25 protein-coding genes are annotated in these 24,183 nt (G+C 44.6%); 12 read left to right on the forward strand and 13 right to left on the reverse strand.

All coding sequences use genetic code 11. From position 1 onward, the window contains the following. Position 1: 1 nt before the first annotated feature. A complete protein-coding gene (holA, locus tag ACI0FF_RS01115) occupies positions 2–1,033 on the forward strand; it encodes a DNA polymerase III subunit delta (RefSeq protein ID WP_419798322.1) in 1,032 nt (343 codons plus the stop codon). Here the strand turns inward: holA and ACI0FF_RS01120 are convergent. Beyond that, on the reverse strand, positions 1,030–1,920 hold the full coding sequence (locus ACI0FF_RS01120) for a LysR family transcriptional regulator (RefSeq protein ID WP_419798323.1): 891 nt from the start codon (positions 1,918–1,920) through the stop codon (positions 1,030–1,032). The genes holA and ACI0FF_RS01120 overlap by 4 nt on opposite strands. A 104-nt stretch (positions 1,921–2,024) precedes the next feature. Here ACI0FF_RS01120 and ACI0FF_RS01125 point away from each other — a divergent pair, with 104 nt between their 5' ends. After that, the gene (locus tag ACI0FF_RS01125; RefSeq protein ID WP_419798324.1) at positions 2,025–2,525 is read left to right on the forward strand and encodes a GNAT family N-acetyltransferase; all 501 of its coding nucleotides are present in this window, start codon (positions 2,025–2,027) and stop codon (positions 2,523–2,525) included. A gap of 260 nt (positions 2,526–2,785) precedes the next feature. On the opposite strand, the gene ACI0FF_RS01130 is transcribed toward ACI0FF_RS01125, so the two are convergent. The 6 genes from ACI0FF_RS01130 to ACI0FF_RS01155 form a co-directional block, all read right to left on the reverse strand. Further along, positions 2,786–3,799, reverse strand: coding sequence for a ParB/RepB/Spo0J family partition protein (locus ACI0FF_RS01130; protein ID WP_419798325.1), 1,014 nt, complete (start codon positions 3,797–3,799; stop codon positions 2,786–2,788). Between the two features lie 2 nt (positions 3,800–3,801). After that, complete coding sequence (locus ACI0FF_RS01135) at positions 3,802–4,590, reverse strand: ParA family protein (protein WP_417831188.1); 789 nt, start codon at positions 4,588–4,590, stop codon at positions 3,802–3,804. Beyond that, complete coding sequence (rsmG, locus tag ACI0FF_RS01140) at positions 4,587–5,204, reverse strand: 16S rRNA (guanine(527)-N(7))-methyltransferase RsmG (RefSeq protein WP_417831189.1); 618 nt, start codon at positions 5,202–5,204, stop codon at positions 4,587–4,589. Before rsmG ends, ACI0FF_RS01135 begins: the two co-directional genes overlap by 4 nt. A gap of 104 nt (positions 5,205–5,308) precedes the next feature. Beyond that, positions 5,309–7,180, reverse strand: a complete 1,872-nt coding sequence (gene mnmG, locus ACI0FF_RS01145; protein ID WP_419798326.1) for a tRNA uridine-5-carboxymethylaminomethyl(34) synthesis enzyme MnmG — start codon at positions 7,178–7,180, stop codon at positions 5,309–5,311. A 174-nt stretch (positions 7,181–7,354) separates the two neighbouring features. Further along, entirely contained in the window at positions 7,355–8,686 is a 1,332-nt protein-coding gene (gene mnmE, locus ACI0FF_RS01150; RefSeq protein WP_419798327.1) for a tRNA uridine-5-carboxymethylaminomethyl(34) synthesis GTPase MnmE, read from the reverse strand. 8 nt (positions 8,687–8,694) lie between these two features. Further along, positions 8,695–8,949, reverse strand: coding sequence for a DUF6489 family protein (locus ACI0FF_RS01155; protein ID WP_419798328.1), 255 nt, complete (start codon positions 8,947–8,949; stop codon positions 8,695–8,697). Positions 8,950–9,100: 151 nt separating this feature from the next. On the opposite strand from ACI0FF_RS01155, the gene ACI0FF_RS01160 reads away from it, so the two are divergent. From ACI0FF_RS01160 to ACI0FF_RS01170, 3 genes are all read left to right on the forward strand, one after another. Continuing rightward, positions 9,101–11,143: a thioredoxin domain-containing protein gene (locus ACI0FF_RS01160; RefSeq protein ID WP_419798329.1), complete on the forward strand. Its 2,043-nt coding sequence runs from the start codon at positions 9,101–9,103 to the stop codon at positions 11,141–11,143. Positions 11,144–11,263: 120 nt separating this feature from the next. Then, positions 11,264–11,731: a methylated-DNA--[protein]-cysteine S-methyltransferase gene (locus tag ACI0FF_RS01165; protein WP_419798330.1), complete on the forward strand. Its 468-nt coding sequence runs from the start codon at positions 11,264–11,266 to the stop codon at positions 11,729–11,731. A 26-nt stretch (positions 11,732–11,757) separates the two neighbouring features. Then, complete coding sequence (locus tag ACI0FF_RS01170; RefSeq protein ID WP_419798331.1) at positions 11,758–12,732, forward strand: quinone oxidoreductase family protein; 975 nt, start codon at positions 11,758–11,760, stop codon at positions 12,730–12,732. Between the two features lie 40 nt (positions 12,733–12,772). Here ACI0FF_RS01170 and ACI0FF_RS01175 read toward each other — a convergent pair whose 3' ends face one another. Beyond that, positions 12,773–13,600 (reverse strand): pirin family protein, encoded by an 828-nt coding sequence (locus ACI0FF_RS01175; RefSeq protein WP_419798332.1) that lies wholly within the window; start codon positions 13,598–13,600, stop codon positions 12,773–12,775. A 126-nt stretch (positions 13,601–13,726) separates the two neighbouring features. On the opposite strand from ACI0FF_RS01175, the gene ACI0FF_RS01180 reads away from it, so the two are divergent. Both ACI0FF_RS01180 and ACI0FF_RS01185 read left to right on the forward strand, forming a co-directional pair. After that, on the forward strand, positions 13,727–14,473 hold the full coding sequence (locus ACI0FF_RS01180) for a DUF4197 domain-containing protein (RefSeq protein WP_419798333.1): 747 nt from the start codon (positions 13,727–13,729) through the stop codon (positions 14,471–14,473). Next, positions 14,470–15,039, forward strand: coding sequence for an ion channel (locus tag ACI0FF_RS01185; protein WP_417819518.1), 570 nt, complete (start codon positions 14,470–14,472; stop codon positions 15,037–15,039). Before ACI0FF_RS01180 ends, ACI0FF_RS01185 begins: the two co-directional genes overlap by 4 nt. Here ACI0FF_RS01185 and ACI0FF_RS01190 read toward each other — a convergent pair. Together ACI0FF_RS01190 and rho are read right to left on the reverse strand one after the other, a co-directional pair. Further along, positions 15,036–16,007 carry a glycosyltransferase family 2 protein gene (locus tag ACI0FF_RS01190; RefSeq protein ID WP_419798334.1) on the reverse strand — a complete coding sequence of 324 codons (972 nt, stop codon included), beginning with the start codon at positions 16,005–16,007 and terminating at the stop codon, positions 15,036–15,038. The two genes, ACI0FF_RS01185 and ACI0FF_RS01190, sit on opposite strands and share 4 nt — an antisense overlap. 74 nt (positions 16,008–16,081) lie before the next feature. Next, positions 16,082–17,341 carry a transcription termination factor Rho gene (gene rho, locus ACI0FF_RS01195; protein WP_419798335.1) on the reverse strand — a complete coding sequence of 420 codons (1,260 nt, stop codon included), beginning with the start codon at positions 17,339–17,341 and terminating at the stop codon, positions 16,082–16,084. Between the two features lie 343 nt (positions 17,342–17,684). Between rho and ACI0FF_RS01200 the strand changes: the two genes are divergently transcribed. After that, on the forward strand, positions 17,685–18,308 hold the full coding sequence (locus ACI0FF_RS01200) for a hypothetical protein (protein ID WP_419798336.1): 624 nt from the start codon (positions 17,685–17,687) through the stop codon (positions 18,306–18,308). 4 nt (positions 18,309–18,312) lie between these two features. Here ACI0FF_RS01200 and hemJ read toward each other — a convergent pair whose 3' ends face one another. From hemJ to hemE, 3 genes are read right to left on the reverse strand one after another with little or no spacing between them, the layout of a single operon-like run. Next, a complete protein-coding gene (hemJ, locus tag ACI0FF_RS01205) occupies positions 18,313–18,747 on the reverse strand; it encodes a protoporphyrinogen oxidase HemJ (RefSeq protein WP_419798337.1) in 435 nt (144 codons plus the stop codon). A 5-nt stretch (positions 18,748–18,752) separates the two neighbouring features. Beyond that, positions 18,753–19,793 carry a ferrochelatase gene (hemH, locus tag ACI0FF_RS01210; protein ID WP_419798338.1) on the reverse strand — a complete coding sequence of 347 codons (1,041 nt, stop codon included), beginning with the start codon at positions 19,791–19,793 and terminating at the stop codon, positions 18,753–18,755. Positions 19,794–19,826: 33 nt separating this feature from the next. Then, entirely contained in the window at positions 19,827–20,870 is a 1,044-nt protein-coding gene (gene hemE, locus ACI0FF_RS01215) for a uroporphyrinogen decarboxylase (protein WP_419798339.1), read from the reverse strand. Positions 20,871–21,301: 431 nt separating this feature from the next. Between hemE and ACI0FF_RS01220 the strand changes: the two genes are divergently transcribed. Genes ACI0FF_RS01220 through coaE form a run of 4 tightly spaced genes read left to right on the forward strand, consistent with a single transcriptional unit; the run spans position 21,302 to position 24,181 of the window. Beyond that, the gene (locus ACI0FF_RS01220) at positions 21,302–22,147 is read left to right on the forward strand and encodes a pyruvate, water dikinase regulatory protein (RefSeq protein WP_419798340.1); all 846 of its coding nucleotides are present in this window, start codon (positions 21,302–21,304) and stop codon (positions 22,145–22,147) included. Beyond that, on the forward strand, positions 22,137–22,724 hold the full coding sequence (locus ACI0FF_RS01225; RefSeq protein ID WP_419798341.1) for a Maf family protein: 588 nt from the start codon (positions 22,137–22,139) through the stop codon (positions 22,722–22,724). Before ACI0FF_RS01220 ends, ACI0FF_RS01225 begins: the two co-directional genes overlap by 11 nt. 24 nt (positions 22,725–22,748) lie before the next feature. After that, entirely contained in the window at positions 22,749–23,588 is an 840-nt protein-coding gene (locus tag ACI0FF_RS01230; protein WP_419798342.1) for a shikimate dehydrogenase, read from the forward strand. A 2-nt stretch (positions 23,589–23,590) separates the two neighbouring features. After that, positions 23,591–24,181, forward strand: a complete 591-nt coding sequence (gene coaE / locus ACI0FF_RS01235) for a dephospho-CoA kinase (RefSeq protein WP_419798343.1) — start codon at positions 23,591–23,593, stop codon at positions 24,179–24,181. The last annotated feature ends 2 nt before the right edge of the window (positions 24,182–24,183 follow it).

Genomic DNA, 24,183 nt, shown 5'->3' on the forward strand with positions numbered 1-24,183 from the left:
TATGAAAATCAGTGCAGGAAAAGCAGACGGATTTATTAAATCACCTTCGCCGGATGTGCGCTGTATTTTATTATATGGACCAGATCAAGGGTTGGTGTTTGAGCGCGGAAAAATATTGGGGAAAACGATTCTCGGCGATGAAAACGACCCCTTTAACAGTGTTGTTTTACAATCCGGTGATATCAAATCTGATCCGGCCTTAATCGCAGACGAAGCAGCGGCCATGTCCTTGACTGGCGGTCGACGCTTTATCCGTATTCAAGATGCGGCTGACGGCCTGACAGCTGCTTTTAAAACCTATTTTAGTGATCCTATCGGGGATGCTTTGATCGTTTTAGAAGGCGGGGATCTAAGTGCACGATCTACATTGCGGAAACTTTTTGAAAGCGAAAAATCTATCGCTGCGGTCGTTGCCTGTTATGGGGACGAAGGGCGTAGTTTGTCCGATGTTGTGCGAGAAACTCTTCAAAAACATGGCTTAAATGCCAATCGCGATGCGGTGGGCTATTTACTCAATCATCTGGGTTCCGATCGTCAGGTCAGCCGGGGAGAGTTGGAAAAGCTCGCCATTTATATGGGAGATGAAAAAAACGTAACGCTTGATGATGTCATTGCCTGTATTGGCGATAGCGGCGCTTTCTCTTTAGATAATGTCACCATTGCTGCGGCCAATGGGGATCATGCACAACTTGAAACAGCCTTGATGCGCTGTTTTGACGAAGGAAACCAGCCCATCATGATCTTGCGTATGTTGGCACGTCATTTTCATCGTCTACATCTGGCAAAAGGTTTTATGCAAAAAGGATATAATGGGGAAGAAGCCATAAAAAAACTACGCCCCCCAATTATCTTTAAACAAGTCCCTGCCTTTAAAAAACAACTCGCAAGCTGGGACTTACATCGGATTGCTCTAGCCTTAGATATTTTAACCGAGGCAGAACGTGACTGCAAAATTACCGGAAATCCGCCGGAAACAGTTTGTTCACGCGCCTTAATGCGAATCGCCCAAGCTGCACGTGCTACCCGACGTTAACTAAACCAGGCACGACGGTCACGGTCAAACAGGCCTCCAATATAGTCTTTCACCGCCTGAATACGGGCAGTTTGGCTGGTTTCCTCATGGGTCACCAGATAAATCGGCATTTCAAACAGATCGGCACGCAAATCAAGCTCGATCAAATCGCTAACGGCATGGCGATAAAAACGTGGCAACATCCCCATGCCCATGCCTGCGCGTAAGGCGCTGACAAAACTCATGGCACTATTGGTTTGAAAAACCACCTGATCATGATTTTTCACGGTTTCCTGCCAAAGGGATAAGGCCTTACTTTCCTTATACCCAAAATAATCCACCAGTTTGTGACCTTTCAAATCGGCCCAGTTTTGCGGTTCACCATAACGGTCAATGTAACTTGGCGCCGCAAAAACATGAAATGGCACGATCCCGACTTTACGGGCAATTAAGGCCGGATCATTCGGTTTGCTCAATCGAATGGCGATATCAGCTTCCCGATTTGCCAAATTAACAAAATGACTTTCGCTCGCCAATTCCAAACTAATCTGTGGATATGATTTTTGAAAATCAGCTAAATTCGGTGTCAGCCAGAAAGACCCCAATCCATCGGTCACAGAAATGCGCACCTGACCATTAAGTGCATCATCCGCCCCCTTCAGATTTTGTTCCAAATTACGGGCTGATTTTTCCATCTGCTGAACATGATCCAACAAGGTTCGCCCTTCCGGAGTCAAATTCATGCCATAGCGATATCGATCAAATAGCTTACATTTTAAATCTTCTTCCAGTTGATCGATACGACGACCGACTGTTGAGCCATTTACAGACAGGCTCTCAGCCGCAGCAGAGAAGCTCCCACTACGTGCGACTGCTAAAAAATAGCGTAAATCATCCCAGTTCTGCATTTTTGCATTCCGTTATTGCAATATTTCCTATTTATAGCCATTTTTTTAACTGATAATCTAGCCTTAATTAACATTTATAATGTATTTTTGCATATGTGAAGAAAATGAGCAAAACACAAGACTTCAATCTCCTGACAGGTTATCAACCCGGCCTGGTCGGACGCACCGCCGCCTTACATGGACGTGCCTATGTTGAAAAATGGAAATTTTGGAAATTTTTTGAATGTAAAGTTGCCAGTGAACTTTCTATCTTTATGGAATGTTATGACGAAGATATTTCCTGCATCTGGTCACTGGAAAAAAACGGGGAATTTTATGGAACCATCACTTTGGATGGTTCATACGCTGAAAAAGACGGGGCACATCTCAGATGGTTTATTCTGCATGAGGATGCCAAAGGAAAAGGACTTGGAAAGCTTCTTCTACAATCCATTATCGATTTTGCCAAAAACAAAGGCTACGAATCCATTTACCTTTGGACCTTAGCCGGACTGGAACCAGCCGGCCAACTCTACCGCTGTTTTGGATTTGTCTTAGAAGAAAGTAAACTCGATACTCAGTGGGGTGTCGAAGTGCAGGAAGAAAAGCTCAGATTAAAACTTTGAATTAACTAAACCTAATCATATAAAAAAAGAGGCTCATTTTCTTAAGCCTCAGACTACTGACAAAGTGTTTTTCGTAAATAATTGACCAAAATAGTCATCCCGCACTTGATGCGGGATCCATTTAAAATCAACGGATTAGATATCGCTCATTGGATGAAGATGGATCCCCGATCGGGGTCGGGGATGACAGTTTGGGGCTTTGTCAATAACCTGAGGCTCATTTTCTTGAGCCTCTTATGTTTCGTTAAGTTTTAAAGTCATCAAAGTTTATTTAACTCTGCTTCAACTTCAAACGGGCTCACTGGATCAAGTTCTTCTGATTGATCTTGGCCTGTTTTTCCATGTTGACCATGACTTAAACGGTGAAGAAGATCATCCAGTTGTTCTAATGAGCTGTAATGTAAGGTCAGCGCCCCGCCTTTTTGGCTCGCCTTAATATCGACTTTAACGCCTAAGAGGTCTGTTAAATCACGTTCCAGAGCAATCGTATCTGTATCTTTTTCTTTTTTCGCTTTAGGACGCGATTGCACACCCGCTGTTTTAACCAGGCTTTCGGTTTGGCGAACATTCAGTCCCTTTTTAATTACCTGCTTGGCAATTTCTGCTGGTTGTTCGCAGTTCAACAACGCCCGTGCGTGACCCGTAGATAACAAACCATCTTCAAGGAAAGATTTTACCTCACTCGGCAAGGCCAACAGACGCATCATATTGGCAACGTGTGAACGGCTTTTACCCAAGGCTTTTGATAACGCTTCCTGCGTATGGCTGAATTCTGCCATTAAACGGTTATACCCTTCAGCTTCTTCCAACGGAGATAAATCTTGGCGTTGCAGGTTTTCCACCAAGGCTATTTCAGCCGCATCCCGATCATCCATTTCTTTAATAATGACCGGAACTTCGTGCAATTGTGCCCGTTGTGAGGCTTGCCAGCGACGTTCCCCAGCAATAATTTCATATTCTCCAGGGCGCTCTGGATGAGGGCGCACTAAAATCGGCTGTAAAATACCTTTTTCTTTAATCGAAGAGGCCAAGCCTTCAATCGCATCTTCTTCAAAATGTGTGCGCGGCTGATATTTACCGGGCACCAGCTTGCTAATGGCGATTGTTTTTTGATTACCACTGGAAAACGGCACAACATCTGCGCCATTGCTTCCCATTACAGAAGGAGTCTCTCCTGCCGATAAGCTTTGATCTTCAACAACGCTGGCGGTTTCTTCACCCAATAGGGCAGAAAGCCCCCGACCGAGACTGCGGCGTTTTATTTCTTTTGCCATTTTTATGCTGCGCTCCTGTTTTCGCGTTTTAAGACTTCGCTGGCGAGATGCAGGTAAGCTTTCGATCCCGCGCAATTATGATCATATAAAAGAACGGGTTTGCCATGGCTTGGAGCCTCTGAAACCCGCACATTCCTGGGAATAACCGTCTCATAGACCTTTTCCCCAAAAAATTCACGCACATCACTGGCGACCATATCGCTCAAATTATTGCGCTTATCGAACATGGTCAAGACGATGCCCTGTATTTCAAGTTTCTGATTAAAATTCTTACGGACCCGCTCAATGGTTTTTACAAGGGCCGAAATTCCTTCCAAAGCGAAAAATTCGCATTGTAATGGCACCATTACCGCATCGGAGGCCACAAGCGCATTGATCGTCAACATACCCAAAGCCGGGGGACAATCAATGAGTACAAAATCGTAGCCGCTAATACCTTCTATGGATTCTTTCAAGCAAAACTGCGGACGATCCAATTCGGGAATTTCAATCTCGGCGGCGGCCAGATCAGACCCACTGGGCACAATCGACAAATTGGGGATTTTACAATCCTGAACAGCCGCATCCAGCGAAATATCGCCCATCAAAACATGATAGGCATTCCGACTGCGTTGGTCATGGTCAATACCCAATCCCGTACTGGCATTGCCTTGTGGATCAAGGTCCAGAACGAGTGTGCGTTTACCAACAGCAGCCAAAGCCGTTGCTAGATTAATCGTTGTCGTGGTTTTACCTACCCCACCCTTTTGGTTGGCGACGGCAATAATACGCGGTGTAATTGATTGCGTCATTTAGGTGTCATCCTTTCGATGATGAGTATCTGCCCTTCCGGGTCTGATAAGCTTTGTTCAGTTTCGCAGTCAAAATCCCATACTTTGCGGGCGTCTTTTATTTCTTCTTCAGCCTTGCGGCCCTTCAGGAAAATGCAACGTCCGTCCGGTTTTCGCAACTGTGCAGAAAAAGACAAGAGTTTCTCAAGATTCGCCAAAGCCCGTGATGTCACGACATCGGCAAAACCACTTTCCTTTAAATCGTCGATTCGGCAATTATGAATGGTAACTTGAGTTTCCGTTACGCGTGCAGCTTCACGGACAAAGGCCATTTTGCGGGCATCGGAGTCAACCAGGTGAACATCTTCAACTCCCATAATTGCCAAAACCAAACCGGGAAACCCTGCCCCGCATCCAATATCGACCAGCGTTTTACAATTTTCAGGCAGATAGGGATAGACTTGTGCAGAATCCAAAAGATGGCGGGTCCATAAATCATCCAATGTTGAATTACTGACCAGATTGATTTTAGCCTGCCATTTGACCAATAGGTCCCCATAAGCTTGGAGACGATCCAATGTTTCACGTGAAACATCGAGTGCATTCCATTGATCTTGTTGTGCCTGAAATCCCATTTTACCCCTGCGAATGTCGTTCTATAGACAAATCTACCTTAATTTCTAAAACAAGTCTTGTTAATTATCCCTGTTTCACGTGAAACAAATGCAACAAATTAACTCTAAGCAACTCTGTTCGATTTATTGCGCTTAACATACCCCAGTAACGCGGTTAACGCCGCTGGTGTAATACCCGAAATTCGCGCGGCGGCCCCCAATGTCGATGGTTTATGTTCCGCCAGTTTTGAGCGTACTTCCGTCGACATCCCTTCGATCGCCATATAATCCAAATCTGCGGGCAGTTCTAAAGATTCATCCCGGCGGAACGCCCGGATATCAGATTCTTGTCGTTCCAAATACCCTGCATAGCGGCCTTCAATTTCAACCTGTTCGGCCACCGCGCCGCTGATATCACTCAATTGCGGCCAAATCCCTTTTAGACGATCCAGCGTCACATCCCGGTAAGCCAACAAAGCCATCGCGCTTCGGCGTTGCCCATCCATATTAACTTTAATGCCGTGACCAGCCAATTCCTGCGGTGTGGCATTAATTTCCATCATCCGGGCTTTTGCTTCCAAGATTGCTTTCTCTTTGGTGTCAAAGGCCCCTGCCCGTTCTGCACCCACACAGCCGATCTCTATCCCACGGCGGGTTAAGCGTTGATCGGCATTATCGGCACGCAAAATCAAACGATATTCTGCCCGCGACGTAAACATACGGTAAGGTTCATTCGTTCCTTTGGTCACCAAATCGTCTGCCAACACACCGATATAAGCGGTTGCCCGATCAAAAATAAACGGATCCTCGTTCCCAGATGCTTTAAGCGCAGCATTGACCCCGGCCATTAAACCTTGCGCGGCAGCTTCTTCATATCCGGTCGTGCCGTTAATTTGGCCGGCAAAATACAAATGGCCGACTTTGCGGGTTTCAAAAGTTTCGCGCAATTCACGCGGATCCACAAAATCATATTCAATGGCATAAGCAGGCTTTAATGCCTCGACCTTTTCCAAACCGGGAATAGAGCGCATAAAGGCCATTTGAATATCACGAGGCAAAGACGTTGAAATCCCATTGGGATAAACACTGTCCGTATCCAATCCTTCCGGTTCCAGAAAAATCTGGTGGCTGGTTTTTTCCGCAAAACGGACCACTTTATCTTCAATCGATGGACAATAGCGTGGCCCGCGCCCTTGAATCTGCCCGGAATAAACCGGTGCCTGATCCATATTAGATCGAATAATTTCGTGGGTTTCTTCCGTTGTACGCGTGATGTAACACGGAATTTGCGGTGTGGTAATTTTATCTGTTAAAAAGGAAAACGGCTGCGGCGGTGTATCCCCATCTTGGCGTTGCAAAACATTCCAATCGATTGTCTTGCCATCCAGACGCGCCGGTGTCCCTGTTTTCAAACGACCTAGATTAAATTTCAAACGTGATAGGGTATCTGCCAAACCGATAGAAGGTTCATCCCCCATGCGTCCTGCCGACCATGTTTCTTTGCCAATGTGGATAAGTCCATGCAGGAAGGTGCCTGTGGTTAAAATCACTGCCCCTGCCCGCAAGGTTTCGCCATTACCCAACACTACACCGTTGACACGTTGATCATCATTTTCCAGTGTCAAATCTTCGGCGGTGCCTTCCATCAGCTCCAGATTATCCTGTGTGGATAACAACGCCTGAACAGCTTGTTTATAAAGCTTGCGATCAGCTTGCGCGCGCGGTCCACGCACGGCCGGGCCCTTGGATTGATTGAGCATCCGAAACTGGATACCGCCCTGATCAATCGCCCGGCCCATAATACCGTCAAGCGCATCAACTTCGCGCACGAGGTGCCCTTTCGCCAATCCACCAATCGCCGGATTGCACGACATTTCACCAATTGCATCTAATCTTTGTGTGAGAAGAAGGGTCTTTGCCCCCATTCGCGCGCTTGCTGCTGCTGCTTCGCAACCGGCATGCCCGCCGCCAATCACTATCACGTCATATGTTTTCATAAGGCGCAATGTATGTATCACACCCTGTGAAGTCAATTTGGAAAATAGACTTATTTAAAACCTGTGGATAAAACAGTGGAAAACACCGTTCATAACCTGCGCGTAAAGCCAGGTTTGATGTTTTCATTCATCTTATTTTACGAAATGCAGGGTCTGTGTTTCACGTGAAACACTTTATTTCCCGATACAGAAGTCACTAAAGACGACATCAAGCACATCTTCCACATCGATTCGCCCGGTGATGCGACCCAAAGATCGTGTCGCCATGCGCAAATCTTCAGCCGCCAGTTCCGGCAGATCAATCTCGGCAAAACGAACAAGGGCTTCAACACAATCTTCCAAGGCTTCGCGATGTCGCGCGCGTGTCAAGGCCGGTGCCCCTGTCACCATACAACGCGTCGCTACTTCTTCTTCCAGACGTTTGAAAAAGTCAACCAGACCCTCTTTTGATTTAGCTGACATATATATCGGTTTCTGCCCACCGATATCAGCAACATCGGGTTTTGCCTTGTCCATTTTATTGAGAACAACCAGACTGTCATCATCGATCAGATCCAAAGTCTTTTGATCGAGATTAGGCCAGTCTGCCGCATCAAACATCACCACTTTCAAATCAGATGATTGTGCCCGATCCTGCGCACGGCGCACGCCTTCCATCTCAATCACATCTTCACTATGGCGCAATCCGGCGGTATCGGAGACGACAACCGGATAGCCCCCAATATCCAGATGGCTTTCGATGATATCGCGCGTCGTCCCGGCGATATCAGACACAATGGCGACTTCGCGTTTTGCCAAATGGTTTAATAAACTGGACTTTCCTGCATTCGGTGGCCCGACAATCGCCAGGCGTACACCATCACGCAGAAGCTCCCCACGATGACCATCTTTTAAATGATCTTCGATTTCATACTGTAAAGTTGCCACCTTGGCCCGCGCGCCGGCTTCGACCTCTTCGGGTAAATCTTCATCAGGAAAATCAATCACGGCTTCAAAATGCGCAAGGATATGTAAAATACGATCGGCCCAGTCATTATATAAAGTGCCCAACGCCCCTTCCATCTGACGCAAGGCCTGCTTGGCCTGCGCACGCGTTTCGGCATGGATCAAATCGGCAAGACCTTCCGCCGCAGTCAAATCCATCTTGTCATTTTCAAAGGCGCGACGGGTAAATTCCCCCGGTTCCGCCAAACGCAGACCATCCATTTGGGCAAGACTATCCAGTAATGCCTGAACAACAGCACGCCCGCCGTGGATTTGAAATTCAACAACCTCTTCACCGGTAAAGCTATGAGGGGCAGGAAAATAAAGGGCCAATCCATCATCAATCGGATCGCCCTCAACAGGATCAATCAATTGCACGCGATGCGCATAACGCGCTTTAAAATCTGACTTACCGGATAATCGACATAAGACATCAAAGGCCTGCGCTCCTGACAGACGGATAACCGCAATACCACAACGCCCAGCGCCACTGGCCAGTGCATAAATTGTTTGATCGTTCATCTTTTTCTTTATTCTTTTGAAGAACCGCCCATTGGGCCTTTATTGAATTGTGCCCAAAACATTTTCTGCAATTGCTCCATATTGGAGATCCCGGCAGGGAGCCAGGTTTTAAACAGCGTTTCCGGGTCCATTGCGTTGAGATTGGATTTCATCCGTTCTTCAACTTCTTTCATCATCATTTCCTGCATGGGTTTAACATCCGGCAATCCCATAAAGGTACGGGCCTCTTCAGGCGTACAATCAATATTTATCGTAATTTTCATCATATTCTTCCAACATTCAGCTGAGGGCCATCTCTCTCTAATGTGACAATCTTTTGCGCTTAGGTCTATCCCTCATAGAAAAAAGGGTTGTACTTTTTTTCGAAACACGAAAAGCTGGAAACAACCAGCAAAGAAAACGAAAGTGCGGATTATGTCCCAAAACCAACTTGGACAATCAACCAGCCCCTACCTTTTGCAACATGCAGACAATCCCGTCCATTGGAAAATATGGAACGATGAGGCCTTTGCACAAGCAAAATCCCAAGATAAACCGATCCTGTTATCGGTTGGATATGCCGCCTGCCACTGGTGCCATGTTATGGCTCATGAATCATTTGAAGATACAGAAACCGCCCAATTGATGAATGAGTTATTTATTAATATCAAAGTAGACCGCGAAGAACACCCCGATGTAGATCATATTTATCAGCGCGCCTTAAGTGTTCTCGGTCAATCCGGGGGTTGGCCTTTGACCATGTTTTTAACACCAAGCGGACAACCTTTCTGGGGGGGAACATATTTTCCGAAAACTGCCCTTTATGGTCGTCCGTCTTTTAAAGACGTTTTAAAAACCATCGCCGATATTTATCACACTAAAAAAGATGACGTCAGCCAAAATGTCACCGCCATTGCCGATGCCTTAGAAGATATGAGCAAGCCGCGCGGCAATGGGGGACTTCATCTTAAAGCCATGTGTGATACCCTTCATTATATCCAGCAAAATATGGACCCCGTTCATGGCGGTTTACAAGGTGCCCCCAAATTTCCACAACCGGTTTTGCTTGATTTTTTATGGCGTACAAACTGGATAAAGAAAAACCCGCAAATTGATCACCTTCTCTGCCTCAGTCTGGAAAAAATGTGTCTGGGTGGAATTTATGATCATTTAGGCGGCGGTTTTGCCCGATATTCAACCGATGAAGAATGGCTCGCCCCACATTTTGAAAAAATGCTCTATGATAATGCCCAACTTGTTTCCCTACTCACAATGGTTTGGCGCAAACATCAAAACCCCTTATTCAAGCGCAGCGTCTTTGAAACCATCGACTGGATTTTCAACGAAATGCGCGTGGAAACCGACAACGGTTTCGCCCTTGCCAGTGCATATGACGCCGATAGCGAAGGTGTGGAAGGCAAGTTCTATGTCTGGAACGAAAATGAGATTGATGCCCTTTTAAAAGAAGAGTCTCCCCTCTTTAAAACAGCCTATGACGTTAGCTCACAGGGAAATTGGGAAGGTCACAATATCTTGCGCCGCATAACTTCGTTTGAAAACCCGGCTCAAGAAGACAAATTAAATAAACTGCGTCAAACCCTTTATCAGGAACGCAAAAAACGCATATGGCCGGCACGCGACGATAAAGTACTTTGCGACTGGAACGCGATGATGATTAAGGCCTTGTCTGAAGCCGCCCTCGTTTTTGATCAACCTGACTGGATCAAACTGGCACAAGACCTTTATACCACCTTGAAAAAAACCCTGATCAAAGAGGGTGTCCTTTATCATAGCTGGTTTAAAGGCCGTCATTCGACCACGGCCTATCTGGAAGATTACGCCAATCTTTGTCTGGCCGCCCTCGCCTTATATGAAGTCACAGGACACACCTCATATTATCAAGACTGTGTAAAATGGGCTGATCATTTAGAAGATCATTTTTGGGATGTTGAAAATCACGGATATCATTTTGCCGATAAACAAACGGTCGAAGGCTTAAACGTCCGCCCCAAACCAATCAACGATAGTGCGACCCCTTCGGGTAATGGATTAATGGCTCATGTTTTGTGTGATCTTTATCATTTGAGTGGCAATCCCAAATATCAGGAACGCTTCAATCAATTGATGCAATTGTTTGGCAATGACGATCCCAATCAAATATTTGCCGCCCCTGGACTATGCAGCGCCCTTATTCGATTTGATACAATGGAAACCATCGTTGTTGTTGGAAAAACCGGAACAAATGATATCAATCCATTGATAAATAAGGCTTATTTACATCCTTCTCCCACTCGAAAAGTTCTACTAGGAGATGCTCAAAATCAGCAAAACACCCCAGAAATTCTACAAGACAAGGTCCTGTATAACCAAAAGGCAACTGCCTATGTCTGTCAGAATGCAACCTGTTCCTCGCCCTTAACCGAACCTTCTATGTTGGAAGCACATTTGAATGATCTTACAAAAGAAAGTTCCCTCTAATAAGCTTCTTGGGTCATATATAATATAAGGTGAAAACTCCATATGCAGTTTGACAACGTGGATTATTTTCGTAAACGTTATGTTTAAGCCACAAACAACAAACAAGAAAGAAAAGACCTTATGGATATTCTGTGCAGCTCCCTTATGACCCCCGTCGGCACCCTTTCTCTTTTTGAAGACGATGGAAAAATTGTAGTTGTTGAATGGGGGCAAGCCCCTGCTGGTTTGGAAACACCTTTGTTAAAAGAAGCAAAGGCACAATTATCAGCCTATTTCAGTGCAAAACTGACAAAATTTGATCTTCCCCTTGATCCAATGGGAACAGAACATCAGAAAAAAGTCTGGGACCAGATGCAGCAAATCCCGTTTGGCGAGACCTGGACCTATGGTGATATTGCTAAAAACATTCATTCTGCAGCCCAAGCTGTCGGGGGTGCATGCGGAAAAAACCCCATTCCCATCATTATCCCCTGTCACCGTGTCCTTGGGGCTGGTGGAAAAATGACAGGATATTCCGGCGGTGATGGGATTGAGACCAAAGAACAACTCTTGCGCATGGAAAAAGCCATCTTAAGTACGTTAAAATAAATAAAACATACAGGAAGGACTCTTAAATGACCCACGCCGTTCGTATCCATCAAGCTGGTGGCCCGGAAGTACTGTCTTATGACGACATCACCGTCACTGCCCCCACCGCCAATCAAGTACAAATTCGTTTTAAAGCCATCGGCTTAAACTTCATTGATTGTTATCACCGCAGTGGTCTTTATCCGGTCCCTACCCTGCCCCACGCAATCGGGATGGAAGGTGCCGGCATCATTGAGGCCTTGGGCAGTGATGTTGATCAATTTGAAATCGGTCAACGGGTCTGTATTGGGGCCGCTCTTGGCTGTTACACCGATCTTGGAAATTTCGACCAAAATGTCGTCATTCCCCTGCCCGATGAAATTGATTTCTATACGGCCGCTGCCATGATGTTAAAAGGCATGACCGCCCATTATTTATTGCGCCGGATTTATAAAGTCGGCCCACAAGATACCATTCTTTTTCACGCAGCCGCCGGCGGGGTTGGGTCCATTGCAACCCAATGGGCAAAATCATTAGGGACAACGGTCATCGGAACAGTCGGCTCCCCAGAAAAAGCAGAGTTAGCCAAAGCACAGGGTTGTGATCACCCCATTCTTTATCGGGAAGACAACTTTACTGATCGGGTACGTGAACTGACAAATGGCGAAGGCGTTCCTGTTGTTTATGATTCCATTGGTAAAGCCACATTTGAAGGTTCCCTTGATTGTCTACGCCCCCTCGGAATGATGGTGACTTACGGCAATGCCACAGGCCCTGTTCCTGATTTTTCCCCGGCCTTGCTGGCACAAAAAGGCTCCCTTTTCATCACCCGCCCCACATTAATGAGCTACGTTGCTAAACGTGATGATTTGTTATGGGCGGCCAATGACCTGTTTGATGTCGTGAAATCTGGCGCGGTTAAAATCCACATCAATCAAAAATATGACCTAAAAGACGCTGCGCAGGCTCATCAGGATTTAGAAGATCGCAAGACCACAGGGTCAACTATTCTTATACCATAAAAATGTAAAAGGCCCCTGTAATCAAACAGGGGCTTTTTATTTAGAAACTACCGTTTTTAAAATCTTCAAAGGCTTGATAGATCTCCTCACGGCTGTTCATTACAAACGGGCCATATCGGACAATCGGTTCACAAATCGGATCTGCCGCGAGCAAGATAAAGCGGGTTTCCTGTGTACAGGACCGAACGCTCACTTCATCGCCATCTTCCAAAATAACCAGACGGTCGGTTTCGATATCTTCCCCGTCCAAATGCATTTTTCCTTCATAAATATAAAGAAATGCCGTTTGTCCTTCTGGTACAGGAAGGCTTAATTCCTGATTTGGTTTTAAGACAACATCGATAAATAACGGTTTTGTCGCAATATCAGAAATTGGACCGACAAGATCAAAAAGTTCCCCGGCAATAACTTTAACCTCAGCCCGGTCTTCGATGTGGGCCGTTGGGATTGTATCGGGTTGAATGTCTTGATAACGCGGGGGGATCATTTTTTTATCAGCCGGTAGATTGACCCAGATTTGAAACCCTTTCATCAAGCCATCACTTTGTTCCGGCATTTCAGAATGAACCAGACCACGCCCTGCCGTCATCCATTGTGCCCCACCCGTTTCCAGCAATCCTTCATTGCCAGCACTATCACGATGACGCATTTTACCGTTTAACATATAGGTGACTGTTTCAAATCCACGGTGGGGGTGATCAGGAAAACCGGCGATATAATCTGTGCCTTTTTCCGATCCAAAAACATCCAGCAAAAGGAAAGGATCCAAATGATCCAATGTCGATGTTCCAATTGCCCGTTTTATTTTCACACCGGCCCCATCGGATGTAGAGACCGGAGAGATAATCTGATCAATGGTTCTTTGCATGACAGTTTCCTAATTTCCATCTTACCATTCCATGAAAATAGGATATGATAATTTAACCTTTTCGATTAGAGACTGAATCGGAAACTGATTGTTTCACGTGAAACGCCGAAAACAGGATTGATCCTTATGCGCACACTTCTTCTTCTTTCCACCGCTTTTTTCTTAACGGCAACATCTGCCCATGCTTTGGATTTTAAAGACACCTTTCAAAAAACAGTGATTGATAATCTGACCAATTCAGTCACAGGCAATTCCAGTCCTGTTTCTTCCCTCAGCGAAAGCCAGATCATTCAAGGATTACAGGAAGCCTTGAAAGTTGGCACCCAACGTGTTGTTTCGCAAATTGGCGCAAAAGACGGATATAATATGGACCCTGCTATTCATATTCCCCTGCCCGCGCAATTACAGCAGGTTCAAAAACTTCTTGGTAAAGTCGGTCTGTCTTCCCTGGCAGATGATGTAGAGCTTAAAATCAACCGTGCCGCTGAACAGGCCGCCCCAAAAGCCAAAGAAATTGTCTGGGATGCCATTTCAAATATGAAGCTGGAAGATGCCCGCGCCATTTATCAAGGGCCACAAGATGCCGCTACCCAGTATTTTAAGAAAGTTTCCTCTGATAAATTACGAGCCATGATTGAACCGGTGGCAAAAAACAGTTTAAAAGACGTTGGTGCCCTGCAAGCGTATGATACCCTGATCGGCGAATATAAATCCATGCCATTCGTTCCTGATGTCAAAGCCGATTTGGTAAATCATACAACAACCCTTGCAATGGATGGCATCTTTCATTACCTCGCACAGGAAGAAGCCGCCATTCGTAATGATCCGGCAAAACGCACAACCGAGATTTTAAAAACCGTCTTTGGCCAATGATCCCTATTTTCTTTCAAAAATACTTTCGCTTTCTCTCAATCTCCAAACTGGATTTTGTCAGCGTTTTAATCGTGCTGGGTGGCATCACATTTTTTGTGATTGCCATCTGCGGTCCCGCTCTTTACTGGGTGGAAATGGGCGATCCGAACGCCAATATCAAAAGCTGGTCGGATGCAGTTTGGCTCTGTTTTATGATCGTCACCACCATCGGTTTTGGCGATCATTATCCCGTCACCCTGATCGGTCGCTTAATTGCGGTTCCCTTGGCTGCAATGGGTATTGGTTTATTCGGTACATTTGCCGGATATTTCGGGTCCATCATTTTGGACAAAGTAGTTCGGGCCGCAACAACCGATATGTTGCATCAACAAAATCGACGTATCGAAATACTCAGTAAACAAAATAAAGAGCTCAATGAATCTATTCGTGAAATTGCCGCAGAAAATAAAGAACTCAACAGTATGATCGTTGCTTTGTCGAAAAATAACGAAGTGCTTAATCGTAAAATCGATAAAGACACAGACGATATCTTAGCAGCCTTGCGGGAAATGAAGGCAGGGTCTTAAAAATCAGCCGGTGCTTTTCCCGTCTTTCCTGCCCCCGGTTTCCAATCTATTGAACGTTCGATTTTTCCATCCGGTGTGAAAGCACCTAAACTATTTTTAATCGCGGCGACTTTATCTTTATGAGGACATATTTTCGTGCGGATATGATCCCATAAAAAACGATTAAACAATCCGCCATAGACTTTGCGATGGAAACGTTCAGCCCGTGAAATGGCCCGTTTATAAGCATAATCAATATGATCAGGCGTTAATAATGGCGGATTTTCCAAAATGGTAAAATACATCGCCAGGACCGATTCATAGCGCGAACGCCCTTTTTGCGCAGATAAACGATCAGGCGCTGCATGGGGCAACAAACCCACATCACCATGAACACGTGCCCCTTTGGCATGTCCAAAAAGACGGAAAAACAGCATTTGATCCGGTGAAACCAGACGTGGATCACAGCCGCCTATTTGCTGATAAAAGCTTTTTTTAAATAACATACAGGTGGAATTGGCTGGATTATTACGAATGAAAAATTTTAGTCCATCTTCCATAACTTCCATCTCCGGATCAGAGACTTCACGCGTTAAGGGGTCTTCTTCACCTTGCCATTCAAAATAGGCCGAATGCCCCCAAGCATGGGGAACATCAAATTTTTCACAAGCTTCAATTAACCATTGGCTAGACTGTGGTGTTAACAGATCATCCCCGTCACACAACTTAATCCATTCATGACTGGCGGCTGCAACACCTGCGTTCGTTCCCCAGGATGCCCCAAGATTTTCCTGTTCAATAATGATCGTTTTTGCATCCAGATCACGGGTACAATCACGAATGACCTGAACAGAACGATCACTGGATCCATCATCAATAAAAATATATTCACGATCCTCAATCCCAATTTGAGCTTCAAGGGAACGGATCACTTCCGGTAAATATTCTTCTTTATTAAAAACGGTAATTACATAGGAAACAGCAGTCATAGCGCATGTACTTGTCTGATAAAAAACAATAGAAAAAAAGAGGCCCCTGCTTTCGCGAGGGGCACCTTTTTTAATTAACGAGAATTCATCGAATCGAAGAAATCATCGTTGTTTTTGGAATAACGTAACTTATCCAGCAGGAATTCCATACCGTCTGCTGTGCCCATCGGGTCCAGAATACGACGCAGAACCCACATTTTGGACAGGGTGTCTTTTTCCACCAGTAAGTCTTCCTTACGGGTACCGGATTTCGTGATATCAATTGCCGGGAAGGTCCGTTTGTCGGCAAGTTTGCGATCCATCACAATCTCGGAGTTACCTGTCCCTTTAAATTCTTCAAAGATCACTTCATCCATACGCGAACCTGTATCGATCAGGGCCGTAGAAATAATGGTCAGAGAACCACCTTCTTCGATATTACGCGCCGCCCCAAAAAAACGTTTTGGACGTTGCAGAGCGTTTGCATCCACACCACCTGTTAAAACCTTACCGGATGACGGTACACAGGTGTTATAGGCACGCGCCAATCGGGTGATGGAATCCAACAGAATGACCACATCCTTTTTATGTTCCACCAAACGTTTGGCCTTGGAAATCACCATTTCAGCGACTTGAACGTGACGCGTTGCCGGTTCATCGAATGTCGAGGAAATAACCTCCCCTTTCACAGAACGATCCATATCTGTTACTTCTTCCGGGCGTTCATCAATCAAGAGAACAATCAAATAACATTCCGGATGATTTTTCGCGATGGAATGCGCGATATTTTGCAACATCACGGTCTTACCGGTACGTGGCGGCGCAACCAAAAGAGCGCGCTGTCCTTTACCAATTGGGGAAACCAGATCAATCACACGCGGGGTGTAATCTTTCTTTTCTGGATCCTCAATTTCCATTTTCAAACGCTCATCCGGGTAAAGTGGCGTAAGGTTATCAAAATGGACGCGGTGACGAGCTTTTGCCGCTTCTTCAAAGTTGATATTTTCAACTTTTAACAGGGCAAAATAACGTTCGCCATCTTTGGGCGCCCGGATCTGGCCTTCAACTGTATCGCCTGTGCGCAACGAAAATTTACGAACCTGATTAGGGCTCACATAAATATCGTCCGGTCCCGGCAGATAATTGGCTTCTGGTGAACGCAAAAAGCCGAAACCATCTTGCAACACTTCCAAAACGCCACCACCATAAATCGTGATGTCATTTTCAGCCAAGGTCTTCAAAATGGCAAACATCAATTCTTGTTTGCGCATATTGCCGGCATTTTCAATTTCCAACTCTTCAGCATAAGCTAAAAGGTCAGCAGGGGATTTTTCTTTAAGTTCCTGAAGATTCATAAGTAATCTACATCAATAGTGAAATGGGAAAAGGGGAAAATGATAAGTCTTTTGTATGTCGTCGTTTAGGGTTACGCGATCACTAACTTATTAAAATATAATAATTTTCTATTTTCTGAAGATTAAATCGAAAAAAAGGAATACTTTCGAAAACAGAAAATTCAAAGGAAGGAAAGGCAACCAAAAGAAGATCCAGTTGCTTTTATTGCTCTACCTCAAAAACAACATAAAAGTCAAGTCATCAAAATTTCTTTCATATCTGCTGTTGCCTTTGGAGCTGACATTCAGTTTACTGGAAAGAGAATAGTATGAAACAGTTAGTAAATATAAAGAGCGTGGAATTATGGTCAAAAAAATCTGTCTGATCACTGGATTATTTTTCATATTTTCTCTTTTCCTTTCTCAAAATGTTGAAGCCGATGCCGGATTCAACCGCCTTAAGGCAGCAGGTCAAGGTGTGAAATCAGGAGATAAAGGTGGGGAAAGCAGCTCTGGCGATAAAAATGATAAAGATTCAAAAGGTGGCTCTGGAAATAGTAGCGGTTCTATGAATAGCGACCCGGCCAGCCATGGCGATATTGTATTTCTTGGTGTTTTTGAAACCTATATCCCCTCAAAACGTTTAAATGCCCGTATGACGGTTTATGCAGAACCACGCAAATTTCTTCTCGGACATCGTGCTTGTTTAAAAACCAGTCGAATTCGTGATCAAATCAATCATTATTTATTTGAAAACCCACCAAAAATTGATCGACGCGGTAATGCAGAGACTGAAGGAATGGACACGGGCGTGCGCGAAGCCATTAAAAAAGCCCTGAAGACAAAACTGGAATATTTCACCAGCATTTATGTCTTTTCCGGACGCTATAGCGCAATTTCACTGCCAAAAGATTTAAAAGAAATGCAGGTAACCGATTGTGCGGGGATAATTGCTGCGAAAAAGGAAATGGACAAGGCTGATAAATAAAACCTTAAAACGGTTTTACAATCACCATGATGACCAGAACAATCATCAGGACTGTCGGTACTTCGTTGATCATACGGTAAAATTTTTCACTCTTCTGGTTCTTATCGGCGAGAAAATCCAACCTATATTTTGCCAGCATAAAATGAAAAATAATCATAAGCACGACACATAAGAGTTTAACGTGGAGCCACCCCTGCGACCATGCCTGAATTTCAAACAGCAGTAATGTTCCAAAAATGGTTGAAGACACCATCGCCGGATACATAATGGCGCGCAAAAGGCGGCGTTCCATTATTTTTAATGTTTCCGACAGTTCAGAACCTGTTTCTGCATTTGTGTGATAGACATAAAGACGCGGCAGATAAAATAATCCGGCTATCCAAGCCATCACAGAAATCACATGAAGCGCCTTGAACCACAAATAACTGTCTTCAAACATTTTCTTTATCCTTTACAGATACAACGACTATGTTTTTGTGGACAAAGACGCACGCCACCTTCAGGTTTTATATCGTCTTTATTTGAAATATGGGAAATGACCAAATCCCGCAATCCATCAATAAAAAACGGGTGCGTTCCCACAGCAGGTGTTCGAAAATAAGCAGGCACCCCTTGTTTTTGAGCCAGTTCCTTATATTCGATATCCAATTCAACCAATGTTTCGGAATGTTCGGAAACAAACGCGATGGGAACCACAATCAACGGCACTTTTTCGCGCCCAGCACGACTGATTTCATCTTCCGTATCTGGTCCGATCCATTCCAATGGACCAACACGGCTTTGATAACTCACCCACCAGTCCAAATCAGGCATATTCAGCTTTTCAACCACTGCTAAAGCGCTTTGTTCAACTTGCCACTGATAGGGATCTCCACGTTCAACAATTTTTTTCGGCAAGCCATGAGCAGAAAAAAGAACACGTGGTTTTCCAATATGGGAAGCTTCTTCAATTTGTTGAAGTAAAAGATCAGTTATGGCGCTTGCAAACCCATTATTGGTTGGATAACAACAAATTGAAGTTGTTCTGGCCTTAATTTTTGCTTTTTTAGCCGCCTGTGCCCAATCTTTTAGCGAAGATTCAGACGTTGTTGTTGAAAATTGCGGATAAAGTGGCAGTAAAACAATATGGTCTGGATTAAATTCTTTTACTTTCTTCGCACAATCATCACTCATGGGATGCCAATAGCGCATGGAAATAAAAGATTGAACCTCGACACTTTCGCCCATTTCTTTTGAAATTGAAGCTGTCAAGGCATCAGCCTGATTTTGTGTCAGTTTCAAAAGCGGGGATTTTCCCCCAAGATGAGAATAAATCTCTTCGGCAATCGGGGCGCGTTTTGATGAAATATAGCGCGCTAACATCCATCGGATTGGCTGAGGTGCCCCGATAATCGCTTTATCGTTAAATAAATTAAAAAGAAAAGGTTCAATCGCTTCCGGACAGTCAGGACCACCCAGATTGAATAAAACAATAGCAAGCTTCATGCTTTCCCCTCTTCTTTTCTTTTTATCTGTTAATTACGATTTTTTATAATTTTGAACCATCTCAACCACACGTCCGACATGTTCCGGCGGTGTTTGCGGTACAATGCCATGACCAAGATTGAAGATAAAGGGACCATCACTTAGGGTATCAAGGATTTTTTGAACCTGAACTTCCATTTGTTCACCCCCGGCAACCACACAAAGATTGTCTAGATTACCCTGAACACAGCATAACGGTTGCAGTTCTTTAGCTGCCCAATCCAATGGAACAGTTTGATCGATGCTCACACCATCTACACCTGTTTCCAGAACAAACTTTTTGTAAAGCGGTCCGGCCCCACGTGGGAACCCAAGAACCGGAATATCCGGGTAGGCTTCTTTGATGCGACGGGTAATTTCTTTGTTCGGGGCAATGACCCAACGATCGAACTGATCTTCGGGCAGAACACCAGCCCAGCTATCAAAAATCTGGACAGCTTCTGCACCAGCTTCAATTTGTTTAATCAAATATCCAGAAGTGGCTTCAATTAACATATCAATTAAAGATTGGAAAAAATCAGGATCTTGATAAGCAATTAAACGAATTGTTTCATAATTCTTTGATCCTTCGCCTTCGACCATATAGGTCGCATTTGTCCAAGGCGCACCGGCAAAACCAATAAGCGCGGTACTGGAAGGAATGCTCTTACTTAATCTGGAGACAGTTTCATAGACGGGGGCGAGATGATCATGGATCCCATTGAGGCTCAATTTTGAAAGCCCGTCCATATCGCGAATAGCTTCCAGTTTTGGGCCTTCGCCTTTTACAAATTCAACCTTCTGTCCTAAAGCATCGGGAATAGTTAAGATATCTGCAAACAGAATGGCAGCATCAAATCCGTAACGGCGTAAGGGTTGTAAGGTGACTTCTTCGGCTAAATCTGGGGAATAGCAAAAATGCAGGAAGTTTTTGGATTTGGCACGGGTTTCCAGATATTCGGGAAGATAGCGTCCAGCTTGACGCATTAACCAAATCGGCGGACGTTCTGTTTTTTCGCCTTTGAGTGCGCGTAAGAATAATTTGTCTGTCGATGCCATAATACGGTCTTCCCTTCGATCCCTAAAGTTTGATGAGTTATTCACAGTTCAATAACAATAGTAAAGGTTATTTTCTTTAGTTTGTTGTTGATGTTGGTCCTGTGGATAACGGGGATCAAATTTAATCCACAAGCTGTCCCCATATGAAGGACGTTTCTGGCTAAAATATGGCTGGATTGGAGTCGGGCCTGTGGATTTTAGAATTTTAGCTTTGGAGTCGCCCTAAAATCTTGGCGGAGTCGCCCGATCTGTGTTTAATTCTGTGGATAACGGGGATAATTTTTCAAAAAAAGACCTTTGTCCACACAAGGTGGCAGAGTACAAAAGAATTATGCATAGCCTGATAAGCGGGTAGAGAATTTTTGCAAATATCGGGATGAAATTGGCCCTTGTGATCAACTTGGCCAGTTATCCCCAGGTTTGGCGGACTTATGAACAACTATCACATCCACCTTATCTCCGACTCCACCGGGGAAACAATCGAAACGCTGGCTCGCGCCTGTATTGCCCAGTTTGAAGGCATTACCGTCTGTGAAAACGTCTGGACCTTGGTGCGTACAAGCGGTCAGGTTTCAAAAATTTTAAACGGTGTTAAAAATCATCCGGGCGTTGTTATCTTTACAATGGTGGATCGAAACTTACGAACCCAACTGGAAAAAGGTTGTGAGAGTTTAGGCGTTCCCTGTATTGCCGTTCTTGATCCGATTATGGAAGCCTTGAAAGATACTTTTAGTGCTGAAGCCAGCTTTAAACCCGGTCTTCAACATGAAATGGATCAAAATTACTTTAAACGGATTGAGGCCATGCATTTTGCCTTGGCCCATGATGATGGGCAATCCAGCCATGAAATCCACAATGCTGATATTATTTTATTGGGTGTGTCACGGACATCAAAAACACCGACCTGTGTTTATTTAGCCAATAAAGGCCTAAAGACAGCAAATATTCCAATCGTTCCACAATGTCCGTTACCAACTGATCTCAGTGATCCAAAATTTGCCGGATGTTTAATTGTGGGGCTAACAAAAGATCCGCGCCGTCTTATTCAGGTTCGCAAAAACCGTTTAAATTTGCTCAATGAAACCTCCCATACTGATTATGTTGATCTGGAAACAGTTGTGGATGAAGTCCAGTTTGCCCGTAAGTTATGTAATAAACACAGCTGGCCGATGATTGATGTGACCCGCAAATCCATTGAAGAAACGGCAACCGCTATTTTAAACCTGAAAATGAAACGTGATCAGGCTTACGAGGATAGCAATTGGGATGGTGAATAAAATTATTTTGGCCTCTGCCTCCAAATCCCGGGCTGATTTATTAAAAGGTGCGGGTCTGGATATAGAATGTTGTCCCGCTGATTTGGATGAAAGTCTTATTAAAAGTGAAGGATTAAGTGTTCGCGAAACTGCATTAAAATTGTCGTTTGCCAAGGCAGTAGCTGTCTCTGAAAAATATCCCGGATCTTATATTATCGGGGCCGACCAAATGATGGAATGTGAAGGCTTAAGATATGACAAACCGGTTGATCAAGAAGAAGCAAAAAAACAATTGATGGAATTACGTGGAAAAATTCATCATTTGATTAGTGCGGTGTCAATCGTCAAAAACGGGGAACTTATTTGGTTTTATGCGCAGAATGCAGAATTGGAAATGCGCGATTTTAGCGATATTTTTTTGGATCGTTATCTAGAAAATATTGGCGAAGATGTTTTAACAACGGTTGGCGGTTATCGTTTGGAAAGCTTAGGTGTTCAGCTTTTTAATCGCATTGAAGGGGATTATTTTACAATTTTGGGATTGCCGATTTTGGCAGTTCTGGAATTTTTACGATCCCGTGATATTTTAGCGTGTTAATGAATATAAGGGGAGATGGATCAAATGGTTTTATCAGGTAAAGCAAAAATTGCCGGTGTGATTGGCTGGCCTGTCGGACATTCTAAATCTCCGCGACTGCATGGGTTTTGGTTAGAAAAATATAAGATTGATGGAACCTATATCCCCTTGCCTATAGAACCGGACCATTTTGCCAAGGCAATACATGGCATGCAGGTAATGGGGTTTAAAGGGGCAAATGTAACGGTCCCTCATAAAGAAAGCGCCCTTAAAATTGCCGATGAGGTCAGTGCACGCGCCAAAAAAATTGGGGCGGCCAATACATTGATTTTTAAAGAAGATGGAACAATTTTTGCAGATAACACAGATGGTTATGGGTTTTATCAAAACTTAATTTGTGGGGCACCTGATTGGCAAGCCGATACTGGCCCGGCTGTTGTTTTAGGTGCTGGTGGGGCCGCGCGCGCCGTTTTAATTGCCTTGGCAGAAGCGGGTGTTCCTGAAATCCGCTTGACCAACCGCACGAAAGAACGTGCGGATAATCTGGCTGATGAACTGGATGCCCCGATCACGGTAGTTGATTGGAATGAACGCGAACAAACCTTATGTGGGGCCAATCTTTTAACCAACACAACAACCTTGGGGATGAGTGGGCAAGCGTTGTTGGAAATTGATTTGTTTGATTTACCAAAAACAGCCTTGGTCAACGATATTGTATACGCCCCTTTAATAACCAACTTGCTGGAAAAAGCCCATGTACATGGGTGTCAGACTGTCGATGGTTTAGGTATGTTGCTTCATCAGGCCCGCCCCGGTTTTGAAGCCTGGTTTGGTGTCGATCCGGTTGTGGATGAAGATTTACGCCAATTTGTTCTGGAAAATTAAAGATGCTGGTTCTCGGCCTGACCGGTTCAATCGGAATGGGAAAATCCGCAACTGCGTCGATATTTCGCCAATATGGCGTCCCTGTCCATGATGCCGATGCAACGGTTCACAAGTTAATGGGTGCAAATGGACGGGCAACGCCTTTGATTGAACGGGTTTTTGGGGATTGTCTGGAGGCAAGTGGTGCGGTGGATCGTCAAAAACTGGGGGCGCAGGTTTTCGGCAATGACCCAGCCTTAAAAAAGTTGGAAGCCATTTTACATCCGATGGTTCGTGAAGAAGAAAGAAAATTTTTAAGATTGGCTCGATTGCAACGACGCAAGCTTGTCGTACTGGATATTCCCTTGTTATTTGAAGCGGGCGGAGGCCGTCGTTGTGATGCGATTGCAGTGGTTTCAGCTTCAAAAACGCTACAAAAAAAACGGGTCATGGCGCGCACTGGGATGACCTATGAAAAATATAGGGCCATTTTAAAAAAACAGATGCCCGATGCCTTAAAACGGCGCAAGGCGGATTATATTATTTTTACCGGATCGGGCTTTCGTGTTGCCCGTAATCAGGTTAAAAAGATAATCCACGAACTTCAGGATTGATC

This window comes from Terasakiella sp. 4MB5A, assembly GCF_050058155.1.
Lineage (GTDB): Bacteria > Pseudomonadota > Alphaproteobacteria > Rhodospirillales > Terasakiellaceae > Terasakiella > Terasakiella halodenitrificans.